The sequence below is a fragment of the Bradyrhizobium embrapense genome, assembly GCF_001189235.2.
In the GTDB taxonomy this organism is placed as follows: Bacteria; Pseudomonadota; Alphaproteobacteria; order Rhizobiales; family Xanthobacteraceae; genus Bradyrhizobium; species Bradyrhizobium embrapense.
This window is the reverse complement of record NZ_LFIP02000002.1, coordinates 737,388-763,889: the sequence shown is the minus strand read 5'-3', so window position 1 is coordinate 763,889 and position 26,502 is coordinate 737,388. Positions and strand designations below refer to the sequence as shown.

The following is a 26,502-nucleotide window of genomic DNA, read 5'->3' as shown; positions in this document are numbered from 1 at the left end:
CCCCTCACCGCTGCTCGTCGGCATCAGGCTGCCGGCTGCGATAGACCAGCCAGATCAAGAGCGAGGAGATCGGCACCCAGGCGAGCTGGTACCAGTAGAAGAAGGGAAAGCCGAACAGCGACGGTTCGGCGAAATTATAGAACGGCACCCACAGCAAGCCGATGAACGGCAGCAGCAACAGAATCCACATGGCCTACTCTTCAATGGGCTGAATAGCTCAAGGCGGGAAGTTCCGCTGACCTCAACGATCCAGGAACTCATTTCGTTGCGTCTAGAATCACAGTTACGGCAATGCGACGCAAAAAGTTGTGATCGTCACCTGACGCATGCCGCCTATTCGGCCTTGATGCCGGCATCCTGGATCAGGCTGCGCCATCGCGCCTGCTCGCCGGCAAAGTAGCGGTCGAGCTCGGCCGGAGGCTTTGCCACCATCACGAGCCCCTCATTGACGCTGAGCTTCCTGAAGGCCTCCGCCTGCACGGCCTTGGCCGCGGATTTGTTGAGGCGGTCGATGATCTCGGGCGGCGTGTTCGCAGGTGCGTAAAGGCCGTACCAGGATTCCGCTGAATAGCCCGGCACACCGGCTTCCGACACCGTCGGCAATTGCGGGAAGGACGGCGAACGCTCGGCCGAGGTCACCCCGATCGCACGCAGCTGGCCGGCCTCGACCAGCGACGCGCAACTGGCCACCGTCGTGAACATCACCTGGATCTGGCCGCCCAAGAGATCGGTGATGGCAGGCGCCGCGCCCTTGTAGGGCACGGTGGTAAGATTGACACCCGCCATATGCTTGAACAATTCGCCGGCCAGATGCGCCGAGGTGCCGGTGCCATAGGTCCCGTAGGACAGTTTTTCCGGATCGGCCTTCGCGGCCGCGATCAGATCGGCGATCGACTTGATCGGCGAGGAAGGATTGACCACGACGACGTTGAACGAGCGTGCCACCAGCGCCACGGGCGCAAAGTCCTTGTGCGCGTCATAGGGCAGCTTGCTGGTGAGGCTCGGATTGACCGCGTTGGCGAAGGTCGCCATCAGCAGCGTGTAGCCGTCGGGTGGGCTCGCCGCGACGCTTTGCGTGCCGAGGATGGTGCCCGCCCCCGGCTTGTTCTCGATGATGACGCTGACGCCGAGATCCTTCTGCATCTCCTGCGCCAGCGTGCGCGCCACGACATCGGTGCCGCCGCCCGGCGCGAACGGCACCACGATCTTCACGATATGATCGGGATAAGAGGCATGTACGGGGGCGTGCGGCAGAACGCTTGCTGCAAGCGCGAACAGAATGGCGGTCAGGACACGAAGCGGCATGGCAGGCCCCGGCAAATGACGTGCCCTTCATATACACGCCTACGCCATGCAAGGGGTGGCGGGCGGTCATGATACCGCGAAGCGTAGGCAGATCGTCATTGCGGGCGAGGCGAAGCAATCCATCATTCCGCGTGCTGGGAGGATGGATTGCTTCGTGGCTCCGCTCCTCGCGATGACGGCTGCACTGCCTCACGAATACGGATTGATCAGCTTCTGCTGCTCGGTGGCGTGACGCACCAGGAGGTCGATGAAGACGCGGACCTTCGCCGAGAGGTGATGGCGGTGCGGGTAGATCGCGTTCATCGTGAGCTCGACCGGCCGGTATTCGGGCAGCAGCCGGACCAGCTTGCCGGATTCGAGTTCGTCCCGGACCAGGAAGCCCGCCGCGAGGAACACGCCGACGCCGGCGAGCGCCGCGAGCTTCAGCGTCTCGCCGCTGTTGGAGACGAGATTGCCCGTCACCTTCACCGCCGCCGGCGCGCCCTTGCGGTCGACGAAGTGCCACTCGTCCCCGAACGGGTAGTTGATATGGCGAACGCAGTTGCGGGTCGTGAGATCAGCGAGCTGTTCCGGCTTGCCGTGCGCCGCGACGTAGTCGTGCGAGCAGCACAGCACGTGGCGCCAGGTGGCGATGCGGCGCACGATCAGCGCGGAATCGCGCGGCGGGATCATCTGCACGGCGAGATCGAAATTCTCGTCGATCAGGTCGGCCGAGCGTTCGCCGATCATCAGGTCGACCTTGACCTCGGGATAAGTGGCCAGGAACTCGGCCACCGTCGATGACAGGAACTGGACCAGATGGGTGTTGGTGAAGATGCGCAGCGTGCCGCGCGGCACAGATTGCTGCGCGCCCGCGACCTCGTCGGCCTGCTCGATGTCGGCGAGGATCTGGACGCAGCGGTCGTAATAGGCCTTACCGACCTCGGTGAGGCTGACCTTGCGCGTGGTGCGGTTGAGCAGCCGGGCACCGAGCCGGTCCTCCAGCGACTGGACGTGGTTGCTCACCATGGTGGTGGACATGTTGAGCTTGCGGCCGGCCGCGGAAAAGCCGCCTGAATCCACGACCCGGACGAAGGCGGTCATACTGGTCAGGCGATCCATGTGGCAAGTCCGGATTATCAGCGCTGGCTTGATAATGCTTCCAGTTTTATCGGGATTATCACAGCGGGCAGGACATTGCATCTAGGGGCGCAGCCTGCGCCCTTTCTGGAAGGACGCGAATGTTCGGCCAGGAGACGATCATGTCGACCACGACTTATGTTACTGAAGAATCTGCCAAAATCGGCCTCCACCCATCCCGGCAGACGGTCAAGCGAGTCGCGCTTGGGCTCGCCGCAATGCTCGGGATCGCCGTCGCTGCCGACTTTGGCTACGACTACGTCACCACCGGCCGCTATTTCGAATCGACCGACGACGCCTATGTGAAGGCGGACTCCACGATCATCGCGCCGAAAGTGTCGGGCTACATCGCCCGCGTGCTGGTGACCGACAACCAGCCGGTGAAGGCCGGCCAGCTGCTGGCCGAGATCGACGACCGCGACTACCGCACCGCGCTCGGCCAAGCCAAGGCCGACGTCAACGCGGCCGATGCCTCGGTGCGCAACCTCGATGCCCAGCTCGAATTGCAGCAACCGATCATCGACCAGAGCATCGCCGACGTCACCGCCGCCGAGGCCAATCTGAAATTCGCCCAGGAGGAGCAGAGCCGCTACGACGGGCTGATGAAGTCCGGCTCCGGCACCATTCAACGCGCGCAACAGACCGACGCGGCGCTGCGCTCCAACACGGCGCAGTTGCAGCACGCGAAGTCGGCGCTGTCAGCGGCGCAGCGCAAGCTCGATGTGCTGACCACGCAGCGCGCCCAGGCTGTCGCGCAGGCCGACCGCGCCCGTGCGGTCGAGCAGCAGGCCGAGCTGAACCTGTCCTATGCACGGATCACTGCGCCGGTCGACGGCACGGTCGGCGCCCGCACGCTCCGCGTCGGGCAATATGTGCAGGCCGGCACGCAGCTGATGGCGGTGGTGCCGCTCGATGCGGTCTATGTGGTCGCCAATTTCAAGGAGACGCAGCTGACGCATGTGCGCAACGGCCAGCCGGTCGAGCTCACCGTCGACAGTTTTCACGGCACCACGCTTAAGGGCCATGTCGACAGCCTGTCGCCCGCCAGCGGCCTCGAATTCGCGCTGCTGCCGCCCGACAACGCCACCGGCAACTTCACCAAGATCGTGCAGCGCGTGCCGGTCAAGATCGTGCTCGACGATCACAGCCTCACCGGCCTGCTGCGGCCCGGCATGTCGGCGATCCCGACCGTCAACACCAAGGCGACGGTGCTGGCCGAGCGGGAAGAGAAGCGGCGGCTGGCCTCGGCGGCGCGGGCAAACGGCGGTTAGCGCAAAGCACTTCTTCAACTGGCTTGACGCGATGGATCACCGCAACGGTGGTCGATCGCGTTTTTGTATTCTCCATCCTGCTCGCTTCTCCTTCGTGCCGCAGCCGCCGACGGCAGGGCTCCCTCCCCCCTTGCGGGGGAGGGTTGGGGAGAGCGATCTCGCACTGAAGCTTGTTGCTTTGCGAAGACGCTTTCGAGAGTGACGCGTGCAACAGGATTGAAGCGGCTTGCCTGGATCCCTGCCTGTCAGCGCCCGGAGCCACCCCTCTCCCCGCCGTCCCCCCGCAAGGGGAGAGGGAGCCAATCCAGCGGCTCGCCTCACCTATCGACAGGGCTGAGACCAGCCATCGTGTCGAGATGCTGGCCGCCCCACGAATGCCGGAGCGGCTAGGCATCCCGATTATCAACCTGTGCCGGACAATCCTTCCACTCCTTTCCGGATTATCGAAACCGGCCGCCTAATACATGTTGTACGGGTCAGTAAGGACGACCCCGATGACCACACGTCAGCCCACAGCTAACGCCGTCCCCATTCCAAATCCCGCCGCGCCTGCAACACCGGCGATCCCGACCAAGACCTGGGTCGCGGTGGTCGGCGCCACGCTCGGCGCCTTCATGGCGGTGCTCAACATCCAGATCGTCAACGCCTCGCTTGCCGACATCCAGGGCGGCATCGGCGCCGGCATCGATGACGGCGGCTGGATCTCGACCTCCTATCTGATCGCCGAGATCGTGGTGATCCCGCTGTCCGGCTGGCTCGCCCGGGTGTTCTCGGTGCGCCTCTATCTGCTCACCAATGCGTTCCTGTTCCTGGTGTTCTCGGCGGCCTGCGCGCTGGCGCAGGACCTGCCGCAGATGATCGCGCTGCGCGCCGTGCAGGGCTTTACTGGCGGCGTGCTGATTCCGATGGCGTTCACGCTGATCATCACGCTGCTGCCGAAGGCAAAGCAGCCGATCGGGCTGGCGCTGTTCGCGCTGTCGGCGACATTCGCGCCGGCGATCGGCCCGACCATCGGCGGCTACCTCACCGAGAACTGGGGCTGGCAGTACATCTTCTATGTCAATCTGGTGCCGGGCGCCGTGATGATCGCGATGCTGTACGTCTCGCTCGATCCGAGCCCGATGAAGCTGTCGCTGATCCGCCAGGGCGACTGGCTCGGCATCATCACCATGGCGATCGGCCTCGCCGCGCTGCAGACCGTGCTGGAAGAGGGCAACAAGGACGACTGGTTCGGTTCGCCCTTCATCGTCCGCCTGTCTGTCATCGCGGCCGTGGCGCTGACAGCCTTCCTGATCGTCGAGTTCACCGTCGAGAAGCCGCTGCTCAATCTGCGCCTGCTCGCCCGCCGCAATTTCGGCTTCGGCATGCTGGCGAACTTCCTGATGGGCATCGCGCTGTATGGCTCGGTGTTCATCCTGCCGCAGTACCTGTCGCGCATCCAGGGCTACAATGCCGAGCAGATCGGCATGGTGCTGGCATGGACCGGACTGCCGCAGCTCGTGCTGATCCCGCTGGTGCCGAAGCTGATGCAGCGCTTCGATCCCCGCATCGTCATCGGTATCGGATTTGCGCTGTTCGCCGGCTCCAACTTCATGAACATCTACATGACCAACGACTATGCCGCCGATCAGCTGCTCTGGCCCAATGTCGTCCGTGCCATCGGTCAGGCGCTGGCATTCGCGCCCCTGTCGGCGGTTGCGACCGCCGGAATCGAGGCGGAGAATGCCGGATCGGCGTCGGCGTTGTTCAACATGATGCGCAACCTCGGCGGCGCAATCGGCATTGCCGCGCTGCAGACACTGCTGACCAAGCGCGAACAGTATCACTCCAACGTGCTGATGCAGTCAGTCTCGATGCTGGAACAGGCGACCCGAACCCGGATTGAGGGATTGACCCAGTATTTCCTGAACCACGGCGTTTCCGATCACGCCGACGCGACCCACCGCGCGATCGCGGCGGTCGGCAAGGTCGTGCAGAAGCAGGCCTACATCCTCGCCTTCAGCGACACGTTCTATCTGCTCGGCGCGGCGCTGATCGTGGCGCTGGTGGCGACGCTGTTCCTGAAGAAGCCGGGCCAGCTCGCTGGCGGCGGCGGCGCACACTAGCCCTTTTCACTGTCCCCATAACCAAGGAGAACGACCATGAAACCCCGCATGAATTTCTACCAGGCTGCTCCCGAGACGATCAAAGCGCTGGTTGCGGTCGAAAGCCAGATCACGGCGAGCGGCCTCGAGCAATCGCTGATCGAGTTGGTCAAGACCCGCGCCTCGCAGATCAACGGCTGCGCCTACTGCATCAACATGCACACCGAAGACGCGCGCAAGCATGGCGAGACCGAACAGCGGCTCTATCTGCTCGACGCCTGGCGCGAGTCGCCGCTCTATAGCGAGCGCGAGCGCGCGGCACTGGCCTGGACCGAAGCGCTGACGCTGGTTGCAGAGACCCATGCACCCGACGCCGACTACGAGGCGGTGCGCGCCCAGTTCACCGACGGCGAGCTGGTCAACCTGACCACGCTGATCGGCGCCATCAACGCCTGGAACCGGATCGCGATCGGCTTCCGCGCGGTGCATCCGGTGAAGGTGAAGGTCGCGGCGTGAGGATGATACTGTCCGCCATTTACTCCGCTGTCATGCCCCGCTTCGTGCGGGGCATCCAGTACGCCGCGGCCCTTCGGCTCAAGCACCGCGGCCTCTGGAATACTGGATCGCCCGGTCGAGCCGGACGATGACAGCGCGGAGCGTGGCGCGAGTGCCTTAAACCGCCGTCGCGCGGGCGAACTCGACATAGATCTCGCGCAGGCGGTCGGTGATCGGGCCGACCTTGCCGCTGCCGACGGTCTTGCCGTCGATCGCGACCACGCCCTGCACGAACACCGAGGCGCTGGTGATGAAGGCCTCCTTGGCGGCGAGCGCCTCCTCGACCGTGAAGGCGCGCTCCTCGATGCGCAACTGGCGCTCCTCGGCGAGCTTGACCACGGCCTTGCGGGTGCAGCCGGGCAGGATCTCGTTGCCGTTCTGCCGGGTCACGATCACGTCGTCCTGGGTGACGATGAAGGACGAGGACGAGCCGCCCTCGGTGACCTTGCCGTCCTCGATCATCCAGGCTTCGCCGGCGCCGGCCGCGGCCGCCGCCTGCTTGGCCAGCACCTGTGCCAAAAGCGCCACGCTCTTGATGTCGCGCCGCTCCCAGCGAATATCGGGCACCGTGATGACGTTGATGCCGGTCTTGGCCGACGGCGCGTTGATGATGTCCTTTTCCGAGGTGAACATCACAAGCGTCGGCTTGACGTCGGCCTTCGGAAAGGCGAAGTCGCGCCCCTTGTCGGCGCCGCGGGTGACCTCGAGATAGACCATGCCGTTGACGAGGTCGTTGCGCTTGACCAGCTCCTTCTGGATCTCCTCGATCCGCTCCAGCGTCTCTGGGAGCGCGAGCTGGATCTCGCCGACCGAGCGCTTCAGCCGCGCCAGGTGCGAGGCGTTGTCGATCAGCTTGCCCTCGAGCACCGCCGCCACCTCGTAGATGCCGTCGGCGAACAGGAATCCGCGGTCGAACACCGAGACCTTGGCCTCCGAATGCGGCACGAACGCGCCGTTGACGTAAGCGATCTTTTCCACGCGAGTTCTCCTGCGGACGAAGCGGGTTTCAGGCCTTCGTATACGCAAATTGTTAACGGGGGAAAACCCTCTCCGACGTCGTTCCGGGCTCGCGCCAAGAGGCGCGCCCCGGAACGACGACCTGGAAGGACCGGCGCGCCCGTTCTCAGTGCTGCAAGATCTTCGACAGAAACTTCTGCGCGCGGTCGCTGCGGGGCGTTCCGAAGAAGTCGGCCTTCTTGGCATCCTCGACGATCTCGCCGCGGTCCATGAAGATGACGCGGTCGGCGACCTTGTTGGCAAAGCCCATTTCGTGGGTCACCACCATCATGGTCATGCCCTCGCGGGCGAGGTCGACCATGACGTCGAGCACCTCGCTGATCATTTCCGGGTCGAGCGCCGAGGTCGGTTCGTCGAACAGCATCGCGATCGGGTCCATCGCCAGCGCACGTGCGATCGCGACGCGCTGCTGCTGGCCGCCGGACAATTCCGCGGGAAACTTCTTGGCATGGTCCTTCAGCCCGACGCGCTCAAGCAGCTTCATGCCCTTGGTCATGGCATCGTCATGCTTGCGGCCCAGCACCTTCTCCTGCGCGAGGCAGAGATTGTCGATGATGCGCAGATGCGGGAACAGCTCGAAATGCTGGAACACCATGCCGACGCGGGAGCGCAGCTTGGGCAGGTCGGTCTTCGGATCGTTGACCTTGACGCCGTCGAGCGTGATGTCGCCGCCCTGGATCGGCTCCAGCGCGTTGACGCATTTGATCAGGGTCGACTTGCCCGAGCCGGACGGGCCGCAGACCACCACCACCTCGCCCTTGGCGACGCTGGTGGTGCAGTCCTTCAGCACCTGGAAGGTCGGCCCGTACCATTTATTGACGTGATTGATCTCGATCATGATGGCTCAGCTTGTTGTTCAGCGAACAATGGCGATCCGCGACTGCAGGCGGCGGACGCCGAAAGACGCGACACAGGAAATGACGAAGTAGACCAGCGCGGCGAACAGGTACATTTCGACCAGGCGGCCGTCGCGCTGCGCGACCTTGCTGGCGGCGCCGAGGAAATCCGGGATCGACAGCACGTAGACCAGCGAGGTGTCCTGGAACAGCACGATGGTCTGCGTCAGCAGCACCGGCAGCATGTTGCGGAACGCCTGCGGCAGCACGACGTAGCGCATCGACTGCGCGTAGGTCAGGCCGAGCGCGCTGGCCGCCGCCGGCTGCCCCTTCGAGATCGACTGGATGCCGGCGCGCATGATCTCGGAGAAATAGGCCGCCTCGAACGCGATGAAGGTGATCAGCGAGGAGGCGAAGGCGCCGACCGTGATCGGCCGCGACGCGCCGGTCAGCCACTGCCCGATGTAAGGCACCAGGAAGTAGAACCAGAAGATCACCAGCACCAGCGGCAGCGAGCGGATGAAGTCGACATAGAAGCCTGCGATGCGGCCGAGCCATTTGTAGCTCGACAGCCGCATCAGGGCGATCAGGGTGCCGAACACGAGGCCGCCGAACGCGGCGAGTGCCGTCAGGGTCAGCGTGAAGCGCATGCCCTCGAAGAACAGATAGGGCAGCGCGCGGCGGATGACGTCGAAATCGAAATTGCCGAGCATCATCATTTGCCCGTGATGTAGCCGGGGATCGCGACGTAGCGCTCGAGGTAGCGCATCGCGGTGACCACGACGAAATTGAGGAGAAGATAGAGCACGGTCGCCGCGGTGAACGCCTCGAACACCTGGAACGAGAATTCCTGCATCGAGCGCGCCTGGCCGGTCAATTCGATCAGGCCGATGGTGATGGCGACCGCGCTGTTCTTGATGGTGTTGAGGAATTCGGAGGTCAGCGGCGGCAGGATGATGCGGAACGCCATCGGCAGCAGCACGTAGCGATAGGTCTGCACCGTGGTGAGGCCGAGCGCGGTCGAAGCCTGCTTCTGCCCACGCGGCAGCGACGTGATGCCGGCCTGCAGTTGCACGGCGACGCGTGCCGACATGAACAGGCCGACGCCGATCGCCGCGGTCCAGAATGGCGCGTTCGGCAATTGCTTCAGCCACAGCCCTGCGGATTTCGGCAGCAATTCCGGCAGCACGAAGAACCACAGGAAGAGCTGCACCAGCAGCGGCATGTTGCGGAAGAACTCGACCCAGCAGAAGCCGATCCATGACGCCGTCCGCGACGGCAGCGTGCGCAGCACGCCGATCACCGAGCCGGTGACCAGCGCGATGATCCAGGCGAGCACCGACACCTTGACGGTGACCACCAGTCCCGACAGCAACAGGTCGAGATAGGTGCCGGTCCCCATCGGGTTCGGCTCGAGAAAGATGTGCCAGTTCCAATTGTAGTTCACGGGTCCCCCGCGCTCTCGCGCCGATCACGCATTACGCCGACATTACGGGCGGCGTCTATGCAAATGTCCGGCCATTCTCCTCCAAAATGGCCGGACACGCTTGTCTTCCGGACCCGCCGCCGAACGGCGACGGGTCATGTGCAGCACTGCGATCAGTTCACCAGATACGCATCCGGATCCGGCGAATCCGACGGCTTGGCGAACTGCTTCTTCATCTCCGGTCCAGCCGGCGAATTGAGATTGAGGCCCTTCGGCGGGATTTTCTGGGTGAACCACTTGTCGTAGATCTTCAAGCCCTCGCCGCTGGTGTAGAGCGCGGCGGTGGCGGCGTCGACGACCTTCTTGAACGGCGCGTCATCCTTGCGCAGCATGATGCCGTAGGGCTCCGGCTTGGAGAACGCGTCCTTGGAGATCACGTAGTCATCCGGCGACTTCGAGCCGGCGACGAGGCTTGCGAGCAGGATGTCGTCCATCACGAAGGCGACCGCGCGGTCGGTCTCGACCATCAGGAAGGCCTCGGCGTGATCCTTGGCCGGGATGATGTTGATGCTCAGCCCACGCGCGACGTTGGCTTCGGTGAGCTGCTTGATGTTGGTGGTGCCGGCGGTCGAGACCACCGTCTTGCCCTTCAAATCGTCGATCGAGTTGATCTTGTTCGCCTTCTTCGTGACGTAGCGGCTCGCAGTCAGGAAGTGCGAGTTGGTGAAGGAAACCTGCTTCTGGCGCTCGGCATTGTTGGTGGTCGAGCCGCATTCGAGGTCGACGGTGCCGTTGGCCATCAGCGGAATACGCGTCGCCGAGGTCACCGGGTTAAGCTTGACCTCGACTTTGTCGAGCTTCAACTCCTTCTTGATGGCATCGACGATCTTGTAGCAGATATCCATCGCATAACCGATGGGCTTCTGATTGTCATCGAGATAGGAGAACGGGATCGAGGAATCGCGGTAGCCGAGCGTGATCGCGCCGGTGTCCTTGATGTTCTTCAGCGTCCCCGTCAGCTCCTCGGCCTGCGCCTGGCTCACGCCGAGCGCGGTGGCGAGCGCGAAGCCGATCAGATATTTGGATGTCATACGTCTACTCCTTCGTGGAACGTCAATCTACTGCGTGAGAATGTCGGCGAGGACGGGTGCGATATAGCGGCGAAACTGGTCCGGATTCTCGCTCATCGGAAAATGACCGAGCTTTTCCATGATCGTGACGCTGGCGCCCCCTATTGCCGCTGCCGTTCGCCTCGTGTCCTCAGGCGTGCAGGAGAAATCATACTCGCCCGTGAGGAGATAGAGCCTGCATACTTTAGTATCGATTGACGCGACCCGGCCGCGGAGGTCGCCGTCGACACGATAGAAATACAGGTCGCCCTTGAACACGCCCGGGCCGCCCTGCTTGTAGGCCCACAGCGTTTCCATCCGCGCAGGCGCCGGGCTCTGCGGCGCGATCAGCCCCGACACCAGCGCGGCGCAGACCTCGCCGCCGTGAACGTCGGGGCGGTTCAGCCAGCCGGTGTCATACCAGGGCGCCTGGAAATCGGCGGCCTCGAGCCCGATCAGCGCGCGGAACTCGGCGGCATGTTCGATCGCAAGGTTGAGCACGATACGGCCGCCGATCGAGCAGCCCATCACGACAGGCTTCTCCAGCCGCAACGCACGGCAGAAGGCGCGGATGGTCTCGGTGTAGCGCGCTGTGGTGAGTTGGTATTCATCGCCGGACCAGCTTTTCGGCGGATTCGACTTGCCATGCCAGGGCATATCGAAGGCAATGACGCGGAAATTTTCGGCAAATTGCGCGTCTGCGAGCAGGTGCCGCCACTGCCGCGCGTCGGATCCCGCGGTGTGCAGGCAGACCAGCGGAATGCCCTTGCCGTTCTCCTCGAAATAGATGCGGTGCAGCTCGCCGCCGATCTCGACGTGGACGTAGCGGCCGACCATCGGCTCGATATGGCCGTTCGTGATGGTGCCGCTCATGATACGGCCGCCGCGAAATGCTGCCGCGGCAGCGCCAGCAGGTCCTTGAAGTATTGCAGATGCGCCATGAAGGGATGCAGATCGCCCTCCAGCACCGCCTCGCCGCGCTTGGTCAGCGCCAGCAGATCGTGCCAGCCGGGTTTCGGTTCGGCCTGCCAATAGGCGGCCCAGGCCTGCGGCGTCGCGCGATAGGCAAAGCGCCACGAGCGCATCAGGCGAGGGGCGGGTACGAACTCGACGATGCGCCCCGCGCGGATCGCGGCGTGAAACGGCCGCGCCATCGGCCCGAGCAGGCAGTCGCAATCGAGCAGCCGCCCGCGCGAGACCAAGAGAGGCGCCTGGTCGAGCAATGCGGGAATGCCGGCAAACGCCGTCGTCACAGCGTCGTCGGTGGCGTCGGGCGATAGCGTCATCTGGCGGGGAAGTTTTTCCTGCGGCGGACGCCCCATGATGACCGGAAGGGAGCGATCCCGCAAGGCACCGATGCCCTTGAGTTCCCTGGATTATACGCTTGACCAAACCCGGCTTGCCGGTCAGGGCGCGCCCTCCCCGCATCTGCCGGGAGCTGCCAATAGCCGCCACTCCGTCAGACCAAAGACCGATTGAATTCCGCAGCTCGGCAGGTTGCGCCTGACCGTGGCAGGCCAATTGTCGCAGCCGGCGCGTTCGCTCTTCCGTTGCCCGCCGCGTTCTGTCCAATGCGCATCGCGTCCCTGCGACGACAGGGACGATCATCGCCAACAGTAAACAAGACATGGCCGCGATCGAACGCGGCCACACGGGAGAGATCGAGATGTCGCACCGCAATCGCTTGATGGTCCTGCTCGCCGCCGCCGGCATGCTGGCGTCGGTCGCAGCGCAAGCGCAGGAGTATCCGACCAAGCCGATCACGCTGATCGTGCCATGGCCGGCGGGCGGCTCGACCGATATCTCGATGCGCGCGATCGCCGAGAGCGCCTCGAAGGTGCTGGGCCAGCCGATCGCGGTCGACAACAAGGCGGGCGGCGGCGGCACCGTGGGCCCCGCGACCATGGCGGCCGGCGCCAAGCCCGACGGCTACACCATCGCGCAGATCCCGATCACCGTGTTCCGCCTGCCCTTGATGCAGGAGGTGTCGTGGGATCCGGCGAAGGATTTCTCCTACATCGTCCACCTCACCGGCTACACCTTCGGCGTCACCACCAATGCGGACTCGCAGTTCAAGACCTGGCAGGACGTGGTCGACTTCGCCAAGAAGAATCCCGGCAAGGTGACCTATGCGACGCCGGGCACCGGCACCTCGCTGCATATCGGCATGGAGCAGATCGCCCTGATGGCCGGCGGGATCAAGCTGACCCAGGTGCCGTTCAAGGGCGGCGCCGAGACCAACGCCGCGGTGCTCGGCCAGCACACCATGCTGCAGGCGGATTCCACCGGCTGGCGGCCACTGGTCGACGCCGGCAAGCTGCGGCTCTTGATGGTGTGGACCGGCACGCGCTCGCCGAACTATCCGGACGTGCCGACGCTGAAAGAGCTCGGCTACCCCATGGTCTACGACTCGCCGTTCGGCATCGCCGGCCCCAAGGGCATGGATCCCAAGATCGTCGCCAAGCTGCACGACGCCTTCAAGAAGGCGATCGAGGACCCGGCCGTGATCGCAACGCTCGCCAAATACGACATGGTGCCGAATTACAAGAACACCGAGGACTACAGGAAGTTCGTGGTCGAGGTCACCGAGTCCGAGCGCAAGGTGATCGACACGCTCGGACTGGCGAAGAAGTAGGACTGGGCTGACCGCGAAGCCTCTCTCCGTCATTGCGAGGAGCGAAGCGACGAAGCAATCCATCCTTCCGCATACGCGGTGAAATGGATTGCTTCGCTTCGCTCGCAATGACGGGGATAGCTCATGCCCAATTTTGCGACGTGACGAGAGCATTCCCTATGAGCGACAAAACCGACGTCAAACTTCGCCTCAACAACTCCGAGCTCTGGGGCGGCCTGATCGGGCTCGCGCTCGGCGCCTTCGTGATCTGGTCCGGCTTAAAGCTCAAGCTCGGCACCATCAACGATCCCGGCTCCGGCTATGTGCTGTTCTACACCGGCATCCTGATGTGCGTGTTCGCGATCTCGATCATCGTCGCGGCGGTCACCGAGGGCGGTCCGACCTTCGCCTCGCGCTGGGAGAATGCGCGCTGGGGCAAGCCGGTCCTCGTCATCGTCTGCCTCGCCGCGTTCGCCTTTGCGCTGGAGCCGCTGGGCTTCCTGCTGTCGGCGATCCCGCTGATGCTGTTGCTACTCCGCGTGATCGATCCGGTACGCTGGTCGCTCGCGATCCCGCTGTCCATCCTTGCCCCGCTCGGGATGTGGTGGGTGCTGAAGCACCTGCTCGCGATCCAGTTGCCGAGCGGCCTGTTCGAGATCGGTTGAGCTGCCATGGATACTCTCGTCAATGTCGCCCACGGCCTCGGCGTCGCGCTGCTGCCGGTCAACCTGCTCTATTGCTTCATCGGCGTCTTCATCGGCACGCTGGTCGGCGTGCTGCCCGGCATCGGTCCGATCTCGGCGATGTCGCTGCTGCTGCCGGTCACGCTATCAGGCACGCCGGAGTCCGGCATCATCATGATGGCCGGCATCTACTACGGCTCGATGTATGGCGGCTCGACCACGTCGATCCTGGTCAACATTCCCGGCGAAGCCGCCTCCGTCGTCACCTGCATCGACGGCCACCAGATGGCCAAGCAGGGCCGCGCCGGCCCCGCGCTCGGCATCTCCGCATTCGGCTCCTTCATCGCCGGCACCTTCTCGCTGGTCGCCCTGATGCTGGTGGCGCCCTCGCTCGCCAGCGTCGCGATCGCGTTCGGCCCGGCCGAATATTTCGGCCTGATGGTGCTCGGCCTCGTCGTGCTGACCTTCCTGACGCAAGGCTCGATGGCCAAGGCGCTGCTGATGGCCTGCATCGGCGTCGTGCTCGGCCTGGTCGGGCTCGACAGCATCACCGCGCAGCCGCGGCTGACCTTCGGCCGCATTGAGCTGATCGACGGCATCGGCCTCGTGCCGGTCGTGATGGGCCTGTTCGGCGTCGCCGAGGTGCTGCTCAACACCGAGCAGGCGATCAAGCGCGACATCATCAAGACCAAGATCACCCAGTTGCTGCCGAGCAAGGAGGATTGGAAGGCCAGCGGCGGGCCGGTGGCGCGCGGCACCGTGCTCGGCTTCTTCCTCGGCATCCTGCCCGGCGGCGGTGCCGTGGTGGCGTCGTTCGCCTCTTACGCGCTGGAGAAGCGGCTCTCGAAGCATCCCGAGCGGTTCGGCCATGGCGCGATCGAGGGTGTCGCGGGGCCGGAATCGGCCAACAATTCAGCGGCCGGCGGCGCCTTCATTCCGCTGATGACGCTCGGCATCCCGCCGAATGTGGTGATGGCGCTGCTGCTCGGCGCCTTCGTGATCCACGGCCTGCAGCCGGGACCATTGATGATCTCGCAGAACCCGACGCTGTTCTGGGGCATCGTCGCCAGCATGTATATCGGCAATCTGATGCTGCTGGTGCTCAACCTGCCGATGATCGGCATGTGGGTGCAGCTGCTGCGGCTACCCTACAACGTGCTGTTCCCGCTGATCATCCTGTTCACCATCATCGGCGTCTACTGCTCCAGCAACAACGTGTTCGACGTCCATGTCATGATCGCGTTCGGCGTCATCGGCTACTTCATGCGCAAGCTCGGCTACGAGCCGGCGCCGCTGGTGCTGGCCTTCGTGCTCGGGCCGATGCTGGAGAACAATCTGCGCAAGTCGCTGATCCTCTCGCAGGGCGACCTCATGACCTTCGTGGAGCGGCCGATCTCGGCGATCTGCCTCGCCTTCGCACTGGCGCTGCTGGTCGGCCCGCTGCTGCCGTCGCTGCGCAGGAAGCGTGAGCTGGTGGCGCTGGACGAGGGGGCGTAGCTGCTGCACCCCCTCTCCGCCGCACCATTTCAACCCGCCTTCACGCCCCGCCCGGCCTTCGGCGCCTGGGCCATCGCACGGGCCAGCACCTGGGCTTCCTTCTTCAGCATGTCGGCGAGCTCGCTTTCGCGGCGGCGGATGCGGTCGGTGGCCGCGCCGATCGAGAGCGCGGCGACCACCTCGCCGGCATCGTCGCGGACGGGAACGCCGACACCGCCCATGCCGGGAAATGCGGCGTCAAGCAACACGGTGTGGCCGGCCTTGCGCGCCACGGCGATCCGCTCGCGCAGGAATTTCGGCGTGATGCGCGGCGACTTCGCCAGCCGCGGCATGATCACCTCGATCACGGCCTCGATCTCGGCGTCCGGCAGCCATACCAGAAGCGCCAGCGCGCCGGCGCCGACCCCGAGCGGGCGGCGGCTGCCGATCTGCAGATAGTTCGGCTGCAGCGGATGGCTGCCGACCGAGCGCGCCAGATACAGCGCCTCGACCCCGGAGCGCACCGACAACAGCGCCGTATCCGCGGAGCGCTCCGACAGCCGGAGCAGGCTCGGCTGCGCCAGCTCGGCGATGTCGACCGAGCGGCGCGCGCCGACCGCCATCACCCGCGCTTCCTGGCCGAGCTCGTAGGTCTTGGCGCCCGCGACGCGGCTGACGAAACCTTCCTCGATCAGCGAGTTGAGGATGCGCAGCGCGGTCGCCTTGTTCAGCGAGGTGGTGTCGGCGATGTCGGTCAGCCGCAGCGGCGAGCGCTGCGCCAGCACGCGCAGGATCGCGCAGACCTTCTGGATCGCGTTGAACTTGTCGGGTTGGCCTGGCTCCGGCGGCGCCCTCTTGCGGCTGGTCCGTGCGGTCGCAGTCGTGGAGGCGTTCATGCCCTGGTCTTCCTTGCCTCATCCAAATCCTGACCGGGTACGACGAGGGGACGTGCCCGGGGACGGCATCCTAAAACGGATGACGCGCGCCGGACACCGTATACTTTCGTCAGATGAAACTATGATTTCGACAACTACGCTGCCTTGCAGCAAGCGGGATATCTGAATTTCGTTTCGCGAAATCAGGCCAACCGCATCTTCCGGATCGTGAACAGCGCAGCGAGGCTGAGAATGCAGACCGCGGTGAGATAGTATCCCGGCGCAAGTTCGCCGATCAGCGCAAAGCCGCCAATCCAGGTCATGATCGCCGGGCCCATGCCGCCGAACACCGTGACGCCGATATTGTAGCTGAGACCGAGCCCGGTCGCGCGCGTCGCCGGCGGAAACAACTCCGACATCAGCGCGGCGAGCGGCCCGTAGTAAAGCGACTTGAGCACGCCGAGCCAGAGCACGCCGAGCAGGATGATGACAGGCGTCGGCCTGCCCGTGAGCAGCAGGAAGGCCGGGAAGATCGAGACCAGCAGCAGCAGCGCAAACAGGATCATGTGCGTGGTGCGCCCGATCTTGTCGGAGACCAGGCCTGCGATCGGCGCCAGCAGCGCGACCGCGGTCTGCGCGGCGAATGCGGCGATGAAGCCGACCGAGGGCGCGAGGTTCAGCGTCTTCACCACATAGGTCGGCATATAGACGATCAGATAGTTGACCGCAGTCGACACCGCGAGCGCGCCGATCGCAAGGATCGTGGCGAGCTTCTGCCGCGCGAGCACGTCCCTGACCGGCGAGTCCTGCTTCCCGGCGGCCGGCGGCGGCGTCGCATCGTCGACATGGTTGCGGATGTAGATGCCGACCGGCCCGATCAGCACGCCGAACAGGAATGGCAGCCGCCAGCCCCAGGATTGCAAATCCTCGGGACTCATCAGCGAGGTCAGGAGTGCGCCGAAGCCCGCGCCGAGCAGGCCGCTGACGCCCTGGCTGGCGAACTGCCAGCTCGCCACGAAGCCGCGCCGCTCCGGCATGTGCTCGACCAGGAACGCGGTCGAGGAGCCGAACTCGCCGCCGGCGGAGAAGCCCTGCACCAGCCGCGCTGCCATCACCGCGATCGGCGCCAGGATGCCGATGGTCTCGAAGGTCGGCATCAGCGCCAGCACCAAGGTGCCAAATGTCATCAGCACGATCGACAGCATCAGCGAGGCCTTGCGGCCGTGCCGGTCGGCATAGGCGCCGAGCACGATGCCGCCGATCGGGCGAATCAAAAACGACAGGCCGAAGCTGCCGAAGGTCAGCAGCAGTGAAATGGTCGGATCGTTGGCCGGGAAGAACGCCTTGGACAGGTAGACCGCGAAATAGGCGTAGACCGAGATGTCGTACCATTCGAGCGCATTGCCGACCGAGGTCGCGACGACCAAGCGGGTGATGTTTTTCTTGTCGACCGTGACTGCGTGCTGCGCGTCGGTCGAAGTTGATAGAGTCATTCGGTTTTCCTTGCCGGCGTCCTCCGCCAGCGCTCCGCTCGTCATGCCCGGTCGTAGGCCTCTTCCCCGTCACCCTGAGGAGCGCGAAGCGCGTCTCGAAGGGTCGACGGCCCTGCTGATAGCCGCGCATCCTTCGAGACGCGCGCAAGAGCGCGCTCCTCATCAAGATGACGGGGAACAAGCGAGCCCGGCTCGGCTCACCCCTTGTGCTTTGCCTCGCCGAGGTCCCAGAACAGCCCGGCCATGATGGTCAGCGCCTCCTCAGTCACCGGCAACAGGATGTGTTCGTCGGGCGCGTGCTGCGAGCAGCCCGGATAGGAATGCGGCACCCAGATCGTCGGCAGGCCGAGGCCTTCGGAGAACACGTCGTTCGGCAGCGAGCCGCCGAAGTTCGGCAGCACCGCCGGCGCCTTGCCGGTGGTGGCGCGGATCGAGTTCGCGGCCCAGTCGATCCACGGACTGTCCATGTCGGTGCGCGAGGCGCCGAAGCGCTGCGCGCCGGAGACCTCGACCATCGGGAAGCCGTTCTTGTGCAGATAATCGCGCACCCCATCGATCACTTCGAGATACCTGGTGCCGACGACGAAGCGGAGCTGCAGCACCGCGTTCGCCTTGCCGGGAATGGCGTTGGCAGGCTTGTCGATGTTGCCCGCCGACATCGCCAGCACTTCCAGCGTGTTCCAGGCGTAAAGCCGTTCCGCCGCGGTCAGGCCCTCCTCGCCCCAATCCTCCGCCAGCTGAGGTTCGTCTGCCGTCGGCTTGATCTCGACATCGGCGAGCGCGGCGCGGACGCGGTTCGAGATCGGCGGCGGTTTCAGGATCTCGAGCTTCATGCGGCCCTTGCCGTCGACCAGGCTCGCGATCGCGTTGACCAGGATGGTCGCGGGATTGGCCAGCACGCCGCCCCAATTGCCGGAATGGTTGCCGCCCTCGCGCAGATTGACGTCGAGATGGATGCGGTTGCCGCCGCGGCAGCCGAGGAAGATGGTCGGCCGCTCCGCTGACAGCCGCGGCCCGTCCGAGGCAATGAACAGATCGGCCTTCAGCTCCTCGCGATGCGCCTCGCAGACCTCGCGCAGATCGGGCGAGCCGATCTCCTCGCCGGTCTCGATGATGAACTTGGCGTTGAAGCCGAGCTTGCCGCCGCGGGCCTGCTTCACTGCGCGCAGCGCGGCCATGTTGATCGAATGCTGGCCCTTGTTGTCGGCGGTGCCGCGGCCGTAGACCCGCTCGCCCTTGACCGTGGTCTGCCAGGGATTGAGCCCGTCGCGCCATTCGCCGACCATGCCGTCGACGACGTCGCCGTGGCCATAGCTCAGCACGGTCGGCCGCTCGGCGCCCTCCTGGTAGTCGGCGATCAGATACGGCCCGCGGCCGGTCGGCGATTCAATCAGCCGGGTCTTGAAATCGAGCTCGGCGAAGGCCGGCTGCAAATTCTCGACCAGATAGGCGCGCAGCGCATCGGCCTTGTCGGCATTCAGGCTCTCGGTCTGGTAGCCGACCCTGCGGTCCAGCTCCTGCAAGAACTGTCCCGATTGAAAATGCTCTCGCACGTTTGCGATTGCGTCGGCCCGTGTCGCCATGATTGTTCCTTCGTCAGGTCGCGTCTTGGCATGAACCGGCCAGATCGCTGCGTTGCACAGCCAGGTCATGCTCTGGTGGCCGGCAACCTATCGGGATCGGCGCGCCACCGGAAGGGTGTGAATCGCGAAGGGGGCCTTGCCAAAACGTGGGAAGTCGCAACAAGTTGACAGGGAGACGCCCGGCATCTGACCGGGCCGTCATCAGCGGCGCTCGAGGTTTCGGCAATGACAAAACAAATCCGGCTCAACGCCTTCGCCATGAACTGCGTGGCGCATCAATCACCGGGGCTGTGGACCCATCCGCGCGACCGCACCAAGGACTACAACAAGCTGTCCTACTGGACCGATCTGGCGAAGACGCTGGAGCGCGGTCGGTTCGACGGCCTGTTTCTCGCCGACGTGCTTGGGGTCTACGACGTGTATGCGGGCAATCCGGATGCGGCGCTGCGCAACGCGGCGCAGACCCCGGCCAACGAGCCGCTGATGCTGATCCCGGCGATGGCCGCCGTGACCGAAAATCTCGGCTTCGGCGTCACCAGCAACCTCTCCTTCGAACCGCCCTACCCGTTCGCGCGGCGGATGTCGACGCTCGATCACCTTACCGGCGGCCGGGTCGGCTGGAACGTGGTGACCGGCTATCTCGACAGCGCGGCGCGTGGCGCCGGCAAGGACAAGCAGACCGCGCATGACGACCGCTACGAGCTCGCCGACGAATATATGGAGCTGGTCTACAAGCTCTGGGAAGGCAGCTGGGAGGACGACGCCGCGATCCGCGACGTCGCGCGCGGCATCTTCACGGATCCAAAGAAGGTGCATCGGGTGCAGCACGAGGGAGCTAACTACCGGCTCAACGCAATCCATCTGTCCGAGCCGTCGCCACAGCGCACGCCGGTGCTCTACCAGGCCGGCACCTCGCCGCGCGGCCGGCAGTTCGCCGCCGAGCACGCCGAATGCGTCTTCATGTCGGGTCCGTCGGCCAAGGTGATCGGCCCGCGGGTCTCGGCGATCCGCGCGCTCGCCGCCGAAAAGGGCCGCAACGCCGCCGAGATCCTGATGTTCTCGATGATGTGCGTCGTGGTGGCGCCGACCGAAGCCGAGGCGAAAGCGAAATACGCCGAGTATCGCAGCCACATCAGCCATGAGGGCGCGCTGGCGCTGATGTCAGGCTGGACCGGCGTCGACTTCTCGACCTATTCGCTCGATCAGGAAGTGCGGCACGTGCAGAACGACGCCGGCCGCTCCGCGATGGACAACGTCACCCGCGCCGATCCCGACCGGGTCTGGACCGTGCGCGAGGTCGCCGAGCATGTCGGCATCGGCGGCGCCGGACCGGTGGTGGTCGGTTCGCCCGAGCAGGTCGCCGACAAGATCGAGCAATGGTTCGAGGACACCGACGTCGACGGCCTCAACGTCGCGTTTGCGATCTCGCCCGGCGATTTCGAGGATATCGCCGACATGTTGGTGCCGGAGCTCGTCAAGCGCGGCCGCTACAAGCGGGAATATGCCAAGGGCACGCTGCGCGAGAAGCTGTTCGGCGAAGGACGCGCGAGGCTCGATGCGACGCATCCTGCGGGGCGATATCGGGTGAAGAGCGCGAAGGAGTGATTGCCGCCGTCATTGCGAGCAAAGCGAAGCAATCCATCGTTCTGCGTACGCGGGCCAATGCTTCGTCGCTTCGCTCCTCGCAATGACGCGAATAGCCCTGTCATCCTGAGGTGCGAGCGGAGCGAGCCTCGAAGGATGCACGGCCCGGCCGGTGGCCGTCGATCCTTCGAGACGCGCGCAAGTGCGCGCTCCTCAGGATGACGGTGACGGACTGACGTCCTACGTTCAATTCACCGCATTGCTCACCATCACTTCGATCAGCTTCGCGCCTGGGCGGCTGAACGCCGACTTCAGCACGCCCTTCAGCTCCTGCGGGTCGGCGACTTTGATCGCCTCGAGGCCGAGCGAGCGCGCCACGCCGGTGAAATCGACCGGCGGGTCGATGAAGTCCATGCCGACATAATTGTCGTCGCCATGGAAGGCGAGCAGGCGCTGCTTGATGATGCGATAGCCGCCATTGTTGACGATGACGAAGTTGAGCGGCAGCTTGTGGTTGGCCGCTGTCCACAGCGACTGGATCGAATACATCGACGAGCCGTCGCCGGAATAGCACACCACGGGCCGCTGCGGATTGGCGAGGCTGACGCCGACCGCGGCCGGCAGGCCCCAGCCGATGCCGCCCGACGCCAGCGCGTGATAGCCGTAGCGGTCGCGATGCGCCCGCAGCGCGAGGATCTGCCGCGACGAGGTCAAGCCTTCGTCGACCAGGATCGCATTGTCCGGCATCGCCTCCACGACCTGCAGCGCCAGCCAGTCCGGATCGATCGGCGATTTCTGGCTCGCCTTCGAGATCTGCTCGACCAGCGCCTTGCGCTTTGCTGCCCAATTCTTGCTCGACAGCGCCGCGAGGCCCTGCCTGGCGCGCGTCTCCAGCGCGTCGCCGCCGAGCTCCTTCAGTGCTGGGACCAGCGCGCGCAGCGTCTCCTTGACATCGGCCTTCACCGCGATCTCGGCGCCGTAGTTCCTGGCGAGATCATTGTCGACCAGGCCGACCTGCACGATCGAGAGCCCGTCCGGCAGCGGATCGACCTCGCTGTAGACCGACATCCGCAGCGGATCGCCGCCGAGCGCGATCAGGAGATCATGCGGCGCCAATACATCGCGGGCGACCTTCTGCAGCCGCGCGATCGCGCCCATGAAGCTCGGGCTTTCAGACAGAAAATGCGAGCCATAAGGCGTCGGGGATTGCCAGGCCGGACAGCCCAGCGTCTCGGCGAGATCGGCCGCCTCGCGTAGCGCATCGCTTTTGACGATCTCGTCGCCGACGACGATCACCGGCCGCTCGGCTTTCAGGATGCGCGCGGCCAGCGCCTTCAAGGAATCTTCCGACGGCCGGACGCGGGTGTCGACCCGGGTGGTGCGGCCGAGCTCGATGCCGGCCTCGGCGTTGAGAATATCGCCTGGCAGCGAGATGAACACCGGTCCGGTGGGCGGCGTGGTCGCGATCTTGGCGGCGCGGCGCACGATGCGCGGCAGGTCTTCGAGCCGCGTCACCTCGACCGCCCATTTCACCAAGGGCGTGGCCATCTGCACCAGCGGACCATAAAGCACCGGCTCGGTCAGGCCGTGGCCCTGCTCCTGCTGACCGGCGGTGAGGATCAACGGCGTGCCGGTGAAGCTCGCATTGTAGAGCGAGCCCATCGCATTGCCGAGGCCGGGCGCGACATGGACGTTGCAGGCGACCAGCCTGCCGGAGGCGCGGCTGAAACCGTCGGCCATCGCAACCACCAGGCTCTCCTGCATCGCCATCACATAGGTGAGGTCGGGATGATCCTTCAGCGCATGCATGATCGGCAATTCGGTGGTGCCGGGATTGCCGAACAGATGCGTGACACCCTCGTCTTTCAGCAGCGCCAGGAATGCCGAGCGGCCGGTAATGCGATTCTTCATGTTCCCTCCAGGCCTGCCAGCGCATTGGCCGACGGCGCCGCTGGAGATGACCAAACTTGCGCCTGGGGAGCAATCGAGCGGCCGGTCATGGCCGCATTCCGCTGGCGCGCGCCTGGCTCTCCCAACGGGAGCCATCGAATTGTGCGGCCGACTTTAACGCTACTTTAGCGAGAGTGGCCTAAACCGAAGGTGCTTTGCCTTCATCAAACACACAGAAACGCATGCAGGGCCTGCAGACGGCTCGCTTCGACCGCGGGGGCTCAGTCATGGACGCGCTGACGACCTGGAGCGGAACCAGGCTCGATAGAAGACCGGGAACGATCGGGCTCGAGAAGCCGGGACTCTATGTCTTCCTGATCGCAGTCACGTCCGTGTACTACCTGGCGAACGGGCCGCTCCTGCTCGGCCACCTGGATCTCGGATGGCACCTCGCCGCCGGAGACCTGATCAGGGAACGCGGCAACGTCCCCTTTCAGGATCCATGGTCGTTCACCCTCGGCGACAGGCAATGGTACAACCTGTCCTGGCTCTGGGACGTGATCGCCAGCGTGATGTTTCAATACACGGGATATGTCGGTCTCACGCTGTCAGTCCTTGCATGTGGCGCCGTCATCACCGGATATCTTGCATCGATCTGCCTGCGCAGCAGCGCCTCGACACTTGCAGTTTGCATTTCCGTTCTCGCCGCGTGCCTGCTGTATCCTGCGTTCGTGACCGCGCCGAATTCCTATCTCGCCGCTTCGCCGAACACCCCGACCATGTTGTTCTGCGTCGTTTTCTACGCAGAGTGCCTGAAGCGAACCCGATGGTTCCTGCTGCCGGCGATGATGGTGCTTTGGGCCAACCTGCATGGCGGCTTCGTGCTCGGGCTTTTCATCATCGGCCTTTTTGGCGCTGCGTGCGTGCTCAAGCGGGACTGGGCCGGTCTTAGAATCTACGGTTTTGCAGCGGCCGGCTGCCTTGTCGCAATCCTGATCAATCCGCTTGGCTGGCACATCTACGCCGGTGTCACGACCACGCTCGGCCACTTTGCGCAGGCGAACATCACCGAGTGGTGGTCTTATTCTGCGAACTTCAGCGTGCCCGGCAGCATTCCCGGCATCGTCTACATCGCGATATTTGCGGCGTTTGAGCTCCGCCACCCGGCCGCCTCGTCCGCTCCTCTGGAGTCGCGGCTGCTGTCCTGGCTGTTCCTGCTGCTGGGATTCTATCAGTACCGGTACATGTCGTTCTTCTTCATGTTCGCGACGGTACCGCTGGCGCTTCACATCGACCGACTGCTGCCCAAGCAACTGAACGATCTCAAGGTCCAACGCTCGCTCCTGGTTGCGGGCATCGTCGGAATGTGCGCGCTGCCGCTGACGCTGATGCACGTCAGACCGGCGCTCGCGATGCCGCAACTGCTCTCGGAGCAGGACGCGCGCTATCTTCAGACCCATTTCCCGCATGCGCGGCTGCTGAACCACTGGAATGTCGGCGGGCTCCTGATCTTCTACACACGGGGTGCGGTGCCGGTATTCATCGACGGCCGGTCTGCTACCGCCTATCCCGACGAGCTGCTGCGCGACTATTTCACTCTGAGCAAATGGGAGGTCGACGAGACCGCCTGGGACACCGTGCTCGCCAAGTACAAGATCGATACGGTGCTCTGGGTGAAGGCGCACGAGCCTCTGAAGAGGTTCCTCGTGGACAAGAGAGGGTGGACCGAGGAATACGCGGGATCGGAAGAGGCCATCTACGTGAAGCACTGACGCGGCCCACGTTTCAGGCGAACCAGCGAAAACGCTCTAGAACATGCCCTCCCGCTCGCTGCGCTTCTTCTTTTTCGAACGCTGCCAAACCACGCCGGGATAGCCCTTCAGCGGCACCAGCGGCTCGCCGGTGTAGGCCCATTCCTGCAATTCCTCGATCGCGATGTGATAGAGCGGCTGCCGGCCGGTGCGCCCCGAGAACAGCGCGCGCGGGATGTTGACCATGTGCGGCGACCGCGCGCGCTCGTAGATGACGGGGGTGCCGCAATGGCCGCAGAAGCTGCGCGCGGTCCTGGTCGCGGCATCCTCGTAGCGCGACAGCTCGCTTTCGCCTTTCGTGATGCGGAAGCGCTTCTTCCAGCTGCCGACATAGGTCGCATAGACGGCGCCGTGCGCGCGGCGGCTCGCGGCGGTGTGGTCGTGCCAGGCCCAGCGCGCCGGTACGTCGATCTCGAACCGGACCTTGCCGCACAGGCATTGCCCGGCCGCCGGCTTCGCCAGCGCCACCGGTTTTGGCTTTTTGGTCGGTTCGAACTGGTCGTCCGGAAACATCCGATGGCTCCGTCATTGCGAGCGAAGCGAAGCAATCCATTCATCCGCATGCTCGGAGCGATGGATTGCTTCGTCGCTTCGCTCCTCGCAATGACGCGCTCGTCTACGCCTGCGCCAGTTCGTCGTGCACGGGATAGTCCGTGTAGCCCTTCTCCTCGCCGGCATAGAAGGTGGCGCGGTTGTACTTGGTCAGGGGATAGCCGCGCTGCAGGCGCCGCGGCAGGTCCGGATTGGAAATGAAGTAGCGGCCGAACGCGATCGCATCGGCATGACCTTCGGCGACCGCGCTCTGCGCGCTGTCGCCGACGAAGTTGCCGGCGGTGATCAGGACACCGCTCCACATCGGGCGGAACAACACCATCGCCGACGGCACGTTCTGCCAGTCGACCTCGGCGCGGCCGGTGCCCGAGGCGCGCGGCTCGATGAAATGCAGATAGGCAAGCCCGAACTTGTCCAGCGCCTGGATGGCGTGGCTGTAGAGCGGCATCGGGTCGGCCTCGCCGCTGCCATTGGCGATGCCGTAAGGCGACAGCCGCACGCCGACGCGGTTGGCGCCCCACACTTCGGTGACCGCCTGCGTCACTTCCAGCAGGAAGCGGACCCGGTTCTCGATCGAGCCGCCATACTGATCGGTGCGCAGATTGCTGCGCGATTGCAGGAACTGCTCGATCAGATAGCCATTGGCGCCATGGATCTCGACGCCGTCGAACCCGGCGGCGAGCGCGTTCTTCGCGCCCTGCCGATAGGCCTCGACCATCAGCCCGACCTCGCCGGTCGTAAGCGCCCGCGGCGTCTCGTAGTCGACCAACTTGCCGTCCGCCGTCATGCACTTGAACTCGGAGGGGATCGCGACCGCCGACGGCGCCACCGGCAGCGCGCCATCCGGCTGGAACGAGGAGTGCGAGACGCGGCCGACGTGCCAGAGCTGCAGGAAGATCAGCCCACCCTTTGCGTGCACCGCATCCACCACCTCGCGCCAGCCCGCGATCTGGGCCTCGCTGTAGATGCCGGGGACGCCGGGATTGCCGAAGCCGGTGGCGACCACCGGCGAGGCTTCGGCGATGAGCAGGCCGCCTTGCGTGGCGCGCTGCGCGTAATATTCCGCGTTCATCGGCCGCGGCGCGAGGCTCGGCCGCGCCGCCCGCATCCGCGTCAGCGGCGCCATCACGACACGGTGCTTCAACTCATACGGACCGACCTTGAGCGGCGAAAACAGCGATGGAGAACTCATGCCTACCCCGATTATTCTTTGTGATGC

The 26,502-nt window shown here is 64.8% G+C and carries 24 protein-coding genes; 8 read left to right on the top strand and 16 right to left on the bottom strand.

Features of this window, described 5'->3' with window-relative positions; genetic code table 11:
* Positions 1 to 4: 4 nt before the first annotated feature.
* The 3 genes from AKN83_RS11040 to AKN83_RS11030 all read right to left on the bottom strand — a co-directional run bounded on the left by AKN83_RS11040 (position 5) and on the right by AKN83_RS11030 (position 2,406).
* Positions 5 to 190: a DUF3311 domain-containing protein gene (locus AKN83_RS11040; RefSeq protein ID WP_024581224.1), complete on the bottom strand. Its 186-nt coding sequence runs from the start codon at positions 188 to 190 to the stop codon at positions 5 to 7.
* Positions 191 to 333: 143 nt separating this feature from the next.
* The gene (locus AKN83_RS11035) at positions 334 to 1,305 is read right to left on the bottom strand and encodes a Bug family tripartite tricarboxylate transporter substrate binding protein (RefSeq protein ID WP_050403746.1); all 972 of its coding nucleotides are present in this window, start codon (positions 1,303 to 1,305) and stop codon (positions 334 to 336) included.
* Positions 1,306 to 1,494: 189 nt separating this feature from the next.
* Positions 1,495 to 2,406, bottom strand: a complete 912-nt coding sequence (locus AKN83_RS11030; protein ID WP_050403747.1) for a LysR family transcriptional regulator — start codon at positions 2,404 to 2,406, stop codon at positions 1,495 to 1,497.
* 140 nt (positions 2,407 to 2,546) lie between these two features.
* Here AKN83_RS11030 and AKN83_RS11025 point away from each other — a divergent pair, with 140 nt between their 5' ends.
* The 3 genes from AKN83_RS11025 (at position 2,547) to AKN83_RS11015 (ending at position 6,295) form a co-directional block, all read left to right on the top strand.
* Positions 2,547 to 3,695 carry an HlyD family secretion protein gene (locus AKN83_RS11025; protein ID WP_050403759.1) on the top strand — a complete coding sequence of 383 codons (1,149 nt, stop codon included), beginning with the start codon at positions 2,547 to 2,549 and terminating at the stop codon, positions 3,693 to 3,695.
* Between the two features lie 494 nt (positions 3,696 to 4,189).
* Positions 4,190 to 5,800: an MDR family MFS transporter gene (locus AKN83_RS11020; RefSeq protein ID WP_063695295.1), complete on the top strand. Its 1,611-nt coding sequence runs from the start codon at positions 4,190 to 4,192 to the stop codon at positions 5,798 to 5,800.
* Positions 5,801 to 5,836: 36 nt separating this feature from the next.
* Entirely contained in the window at positions 5,837 to 6,295 is a 459-nt protein-coding gene (locus tag AKN83_RS11015; RefSeq protein WP_063695294.1) for a carboxymuconolactone decarboxylase family protein, read from the top strand.
* Between the two features lie 156 nt (positions 6,296 to 6,451).
* On the opposite strand, the gene AKN83_RS11010 is transcribed toward AKN83_RS11015, so the two are convergent.
* From AKN83_RS11010 to AKN83_RS10980, 7 genes are all read right to left on the bottom strand, one after another.
* Complete coding sequence (locus AKN83_RS11010; RefSeq protein WP_063695293.1) at positions 6,452 to 7,312, bottom strand: D-amino-acid transaminase; 861 nt, start codon at positions 7,310 to 7,312, stop codon at positions 6,452 to 6,454.
* A gap of 145 nt (positions 7,313 to 7,457) precedes the next feature.
* Positions 7,458 to 8,189 carry an amino acid ABC transporter ATP-binding protein gene (locus AKN83_RS11005; protein WP_050405686.1) on the bottom strand — a complete coding sequence of 244 codons (732 nt, stop codon included), beginning with the start codon at positions 8,187 to 8,189 and terminating at the stop codon, positions 7,458 to 7,460.
* A gap of 18 nt (positions 8,190 to 8,207) precedes the next feature.
* Positions 8,208 to 8,900, bottom strand: a complete 693-nt coding sequence (locus tag AKN83_RS11000) for an amino acid ABC transporter permease (protein WP_050405694.1) — start codon at positions 8,898 to 8,900, stop codon at positions 8,208 to 8,210.
* A 2-nt stretch (positions 8,901 to 8,902) separates the two neighbouring features.
* Positions 8,903 to 9,634 carry an amino acid ABC transporter permease gene (locus AKN83_RS10995; RefSeq protein ID WP_050405685.1) on the bottom strand — a complete coding sequence of 244 codons (732 nt, stop codon included), beginning with the start codon at positions 9,632 to 9,634 and terminating at the stop codon, positions 8,903 to 8,905.
* 152 nt (positions 9,635 to 9,786) lie between these two features.
* Entirely contained in the window at positions 9,787 to 10,704 is a 918-nt protein-coding gene (locus tag AKN83_RS10990) for an amino acid ABC transporter substrate-binding protein (protein ID WP_050405684.1), read from the bottom strand.
* A 27-nt stretch (positions 10,705 to 10,731) separates the two neighbouring features.
* Positions 10,732 to 11,595, bottom strand: coding sequence for an alpha/beta fold hydrolase (locus AKN83_RS10985; protein WP_050405683.1), 864 nt, complete (start codon positions 11,593 to 11,595; stop codon positions 10,732 to 10,734).
* A complete protein-coding gene (locus AKN83_RS10980) occupies positions 11,592 to 12,008 on the bottom strand; it encodes a hypothetical protein (protein WP_050405682.1) in 417 nt (138 codons plus the stop codon). The genes AKN83_RS10985 and AKN83_RS10980 overlap by 4 nt, the downstream gene beginning before the upstream one ends.
* 380 nt (positions 12,009 to 12,388) lie before the next feature.
* On the opposite strand from AKN83_RS10980, the gene AKN83_RS10975 reads away from it, so the two are divergent.
* From AKN83_RS10975 to AKN83_RS10965, 3 genes are all read left to right on the top strand, one after another.
* Positions 12,389 to 13,357, top strand: coding sequence for a Bug family tripartite tricarboxylate transporter substrate binding protein (locus AKN83_RS10975; RefSeq protein ID WP_050405693.1), 969 nt, complete (start codon positions 12,389 to 12,391; stop codon positions 13,355 to 13,357).
* Positions 13,358 to 13,515: 158 nt separating this feature from the next.
* On the top strand, positions 13,516 to 14,001 hold the full coding sequence (locus AKN83_RS10970; protein ID WP_050405681.1) for a tripartite tricarboxylate transporter TctB family protein: 486 nt from the start codon (positions 13,516 to 13,518) through the stop codon (positions 13,999 to 14,001).
* Between the two features lie 6 nt (positions 14,002 to 14,007).
* On the top strand, positions 14,008 to 15,516 hold the full coding sequence (locus tag AKN83_RS10965) for a tripartite tricarboxylate transporter permease (RefSeq protein WP_050405680.1): 1,509 nt from the start codon (positions 14,008 to 14,010) through the stop codon (positions 15,514 to 15,516).
* Between the two features lie 29 nt (positions 15,517 to 15,545).
* Here AKN83_RS10965 and AKN83_RS10960 read toward each other — a convergent pair whose 3' ends face one another.
* From AKN83_RS10960 to AKN83_RS10950, 3 genes are all read right to left on the bottom strand, one after another.
* Positions 15,546 to 16,391, bottom strand: coding sequence for an IclR family transcriptional regulator (locus AKN83_RS10960; protein WP_050405679.1), 846 nt, complete (start codon positions 16,389 to 16,391; stop codon positions 15,546 to 15,548).
* Positions 16,392 to 16,573: 182 nt separating this feature from the next.
* Positions 16,574 to 17,863: an MFS transporter gene (locus tag AKN83_RS10955; protein WP_050405692.1), complete on the bottom strand. Its 1,290-nt coding sequence runs from the start codon at positions 17,861 to 17,863 to the stop codon at positions 16,574 to 16,576.
* 197 nt (positions 17,864 to 18,060) lie between these two features.
* On the bottom strand, positions 18,061 to 19,446 hold the full coding sequence (locus AKN83_RS10950) for a M20 family metallopeptidase (protein WP_050405691.1): 1,386 nt from the start codon (positions 19,444 to 19,446) through the stop codon (positions 18,061 to 18,063).
* A gap of 225 nt (positions 19,447 to 19,671) precedes the next feature.
* On the opposite strand from AKN83_RS10950, the gene AKN83_RS10945 reads away from it, so the two are divergent.
* On the top strand, positions 19,672 to 21,051 hold the full coding sequence (locus tag AKN83_RS10945; protein WP_050405678.1) for an LLM class flavin-dependent oxidoreductase: 1,380 nt from the start codon (positions 19,672 to 19,674) through the stop codon (positions 21,049 to 21,051).
* Between the two features lie 225 nt (positions 21,052 to 21,276).
* Here the strand turns inward: AKN83_RS10945 and AKN83_RS10940 are convergent, their stop codons facing one another.
* Positions 21,277 to 22,941 (bottom strand): thiamine pyrophosphate-binding protein, encoded by a 1,665-nt coding sequence (locus AKN83_RS10940; RefSeq protein WP_050405677.1) that lies wholly within the window; start codon positions 22,939 to 22,941, stop codon positions 21,277 to 21,279.
* Positions 22,942 to 23,207: 266 nt separating this feature from the next.
* On the opposite strand from AKN83_RS10940, the gene AKN83_RS10935 reads away from it, so the two are divergent.
* The gene (locus tag AKN83_RS10935) at positions 23,208 to 24,692 is read left to right on the top strand and encodes a hypothetical protein (RefSeq protein WP_050405690.1); all 1,485 of its coding nucleotides are present in this window, start codon (positions 23,208 to 23,210) and stop codon (positions 24,690 to 24,692) included.
* 36 nt (positions 24,693 to 24,728) lie between these two features.
* Here the strand turns inward: AKN83_RS10935 and AKN83_RS10930 are convergent, their stop codons facing one another.
* The gene (locus tag AKN83_RS10930) at positions 24,729 to 25,244 is read right to left on the bottom strand and encodes a GFA family protein (protein WP_050405676.1); all 516 of its coding nucleotides are present in this window, start codon (positions 25,242 to 25,244) and stop codon (positions 24,729 to 24,731) included.
* A gap of 103 nt (positions 25,245 to 25,347) precedes the next feature.
* On the bottom strand, positions 25,348 to 26,475 hold the full coding sequence (locus AKN83_RS10925) for an alkene reductase (RefSeq protein ID WP_050405675.1): 1,128 nt from the start codon (positions 26,473 to 26,475) through the stop codon (positions 25,348 to 25,350).
* Positions 26,476 to 26,502: the final 27 nt, after the last annotated feature.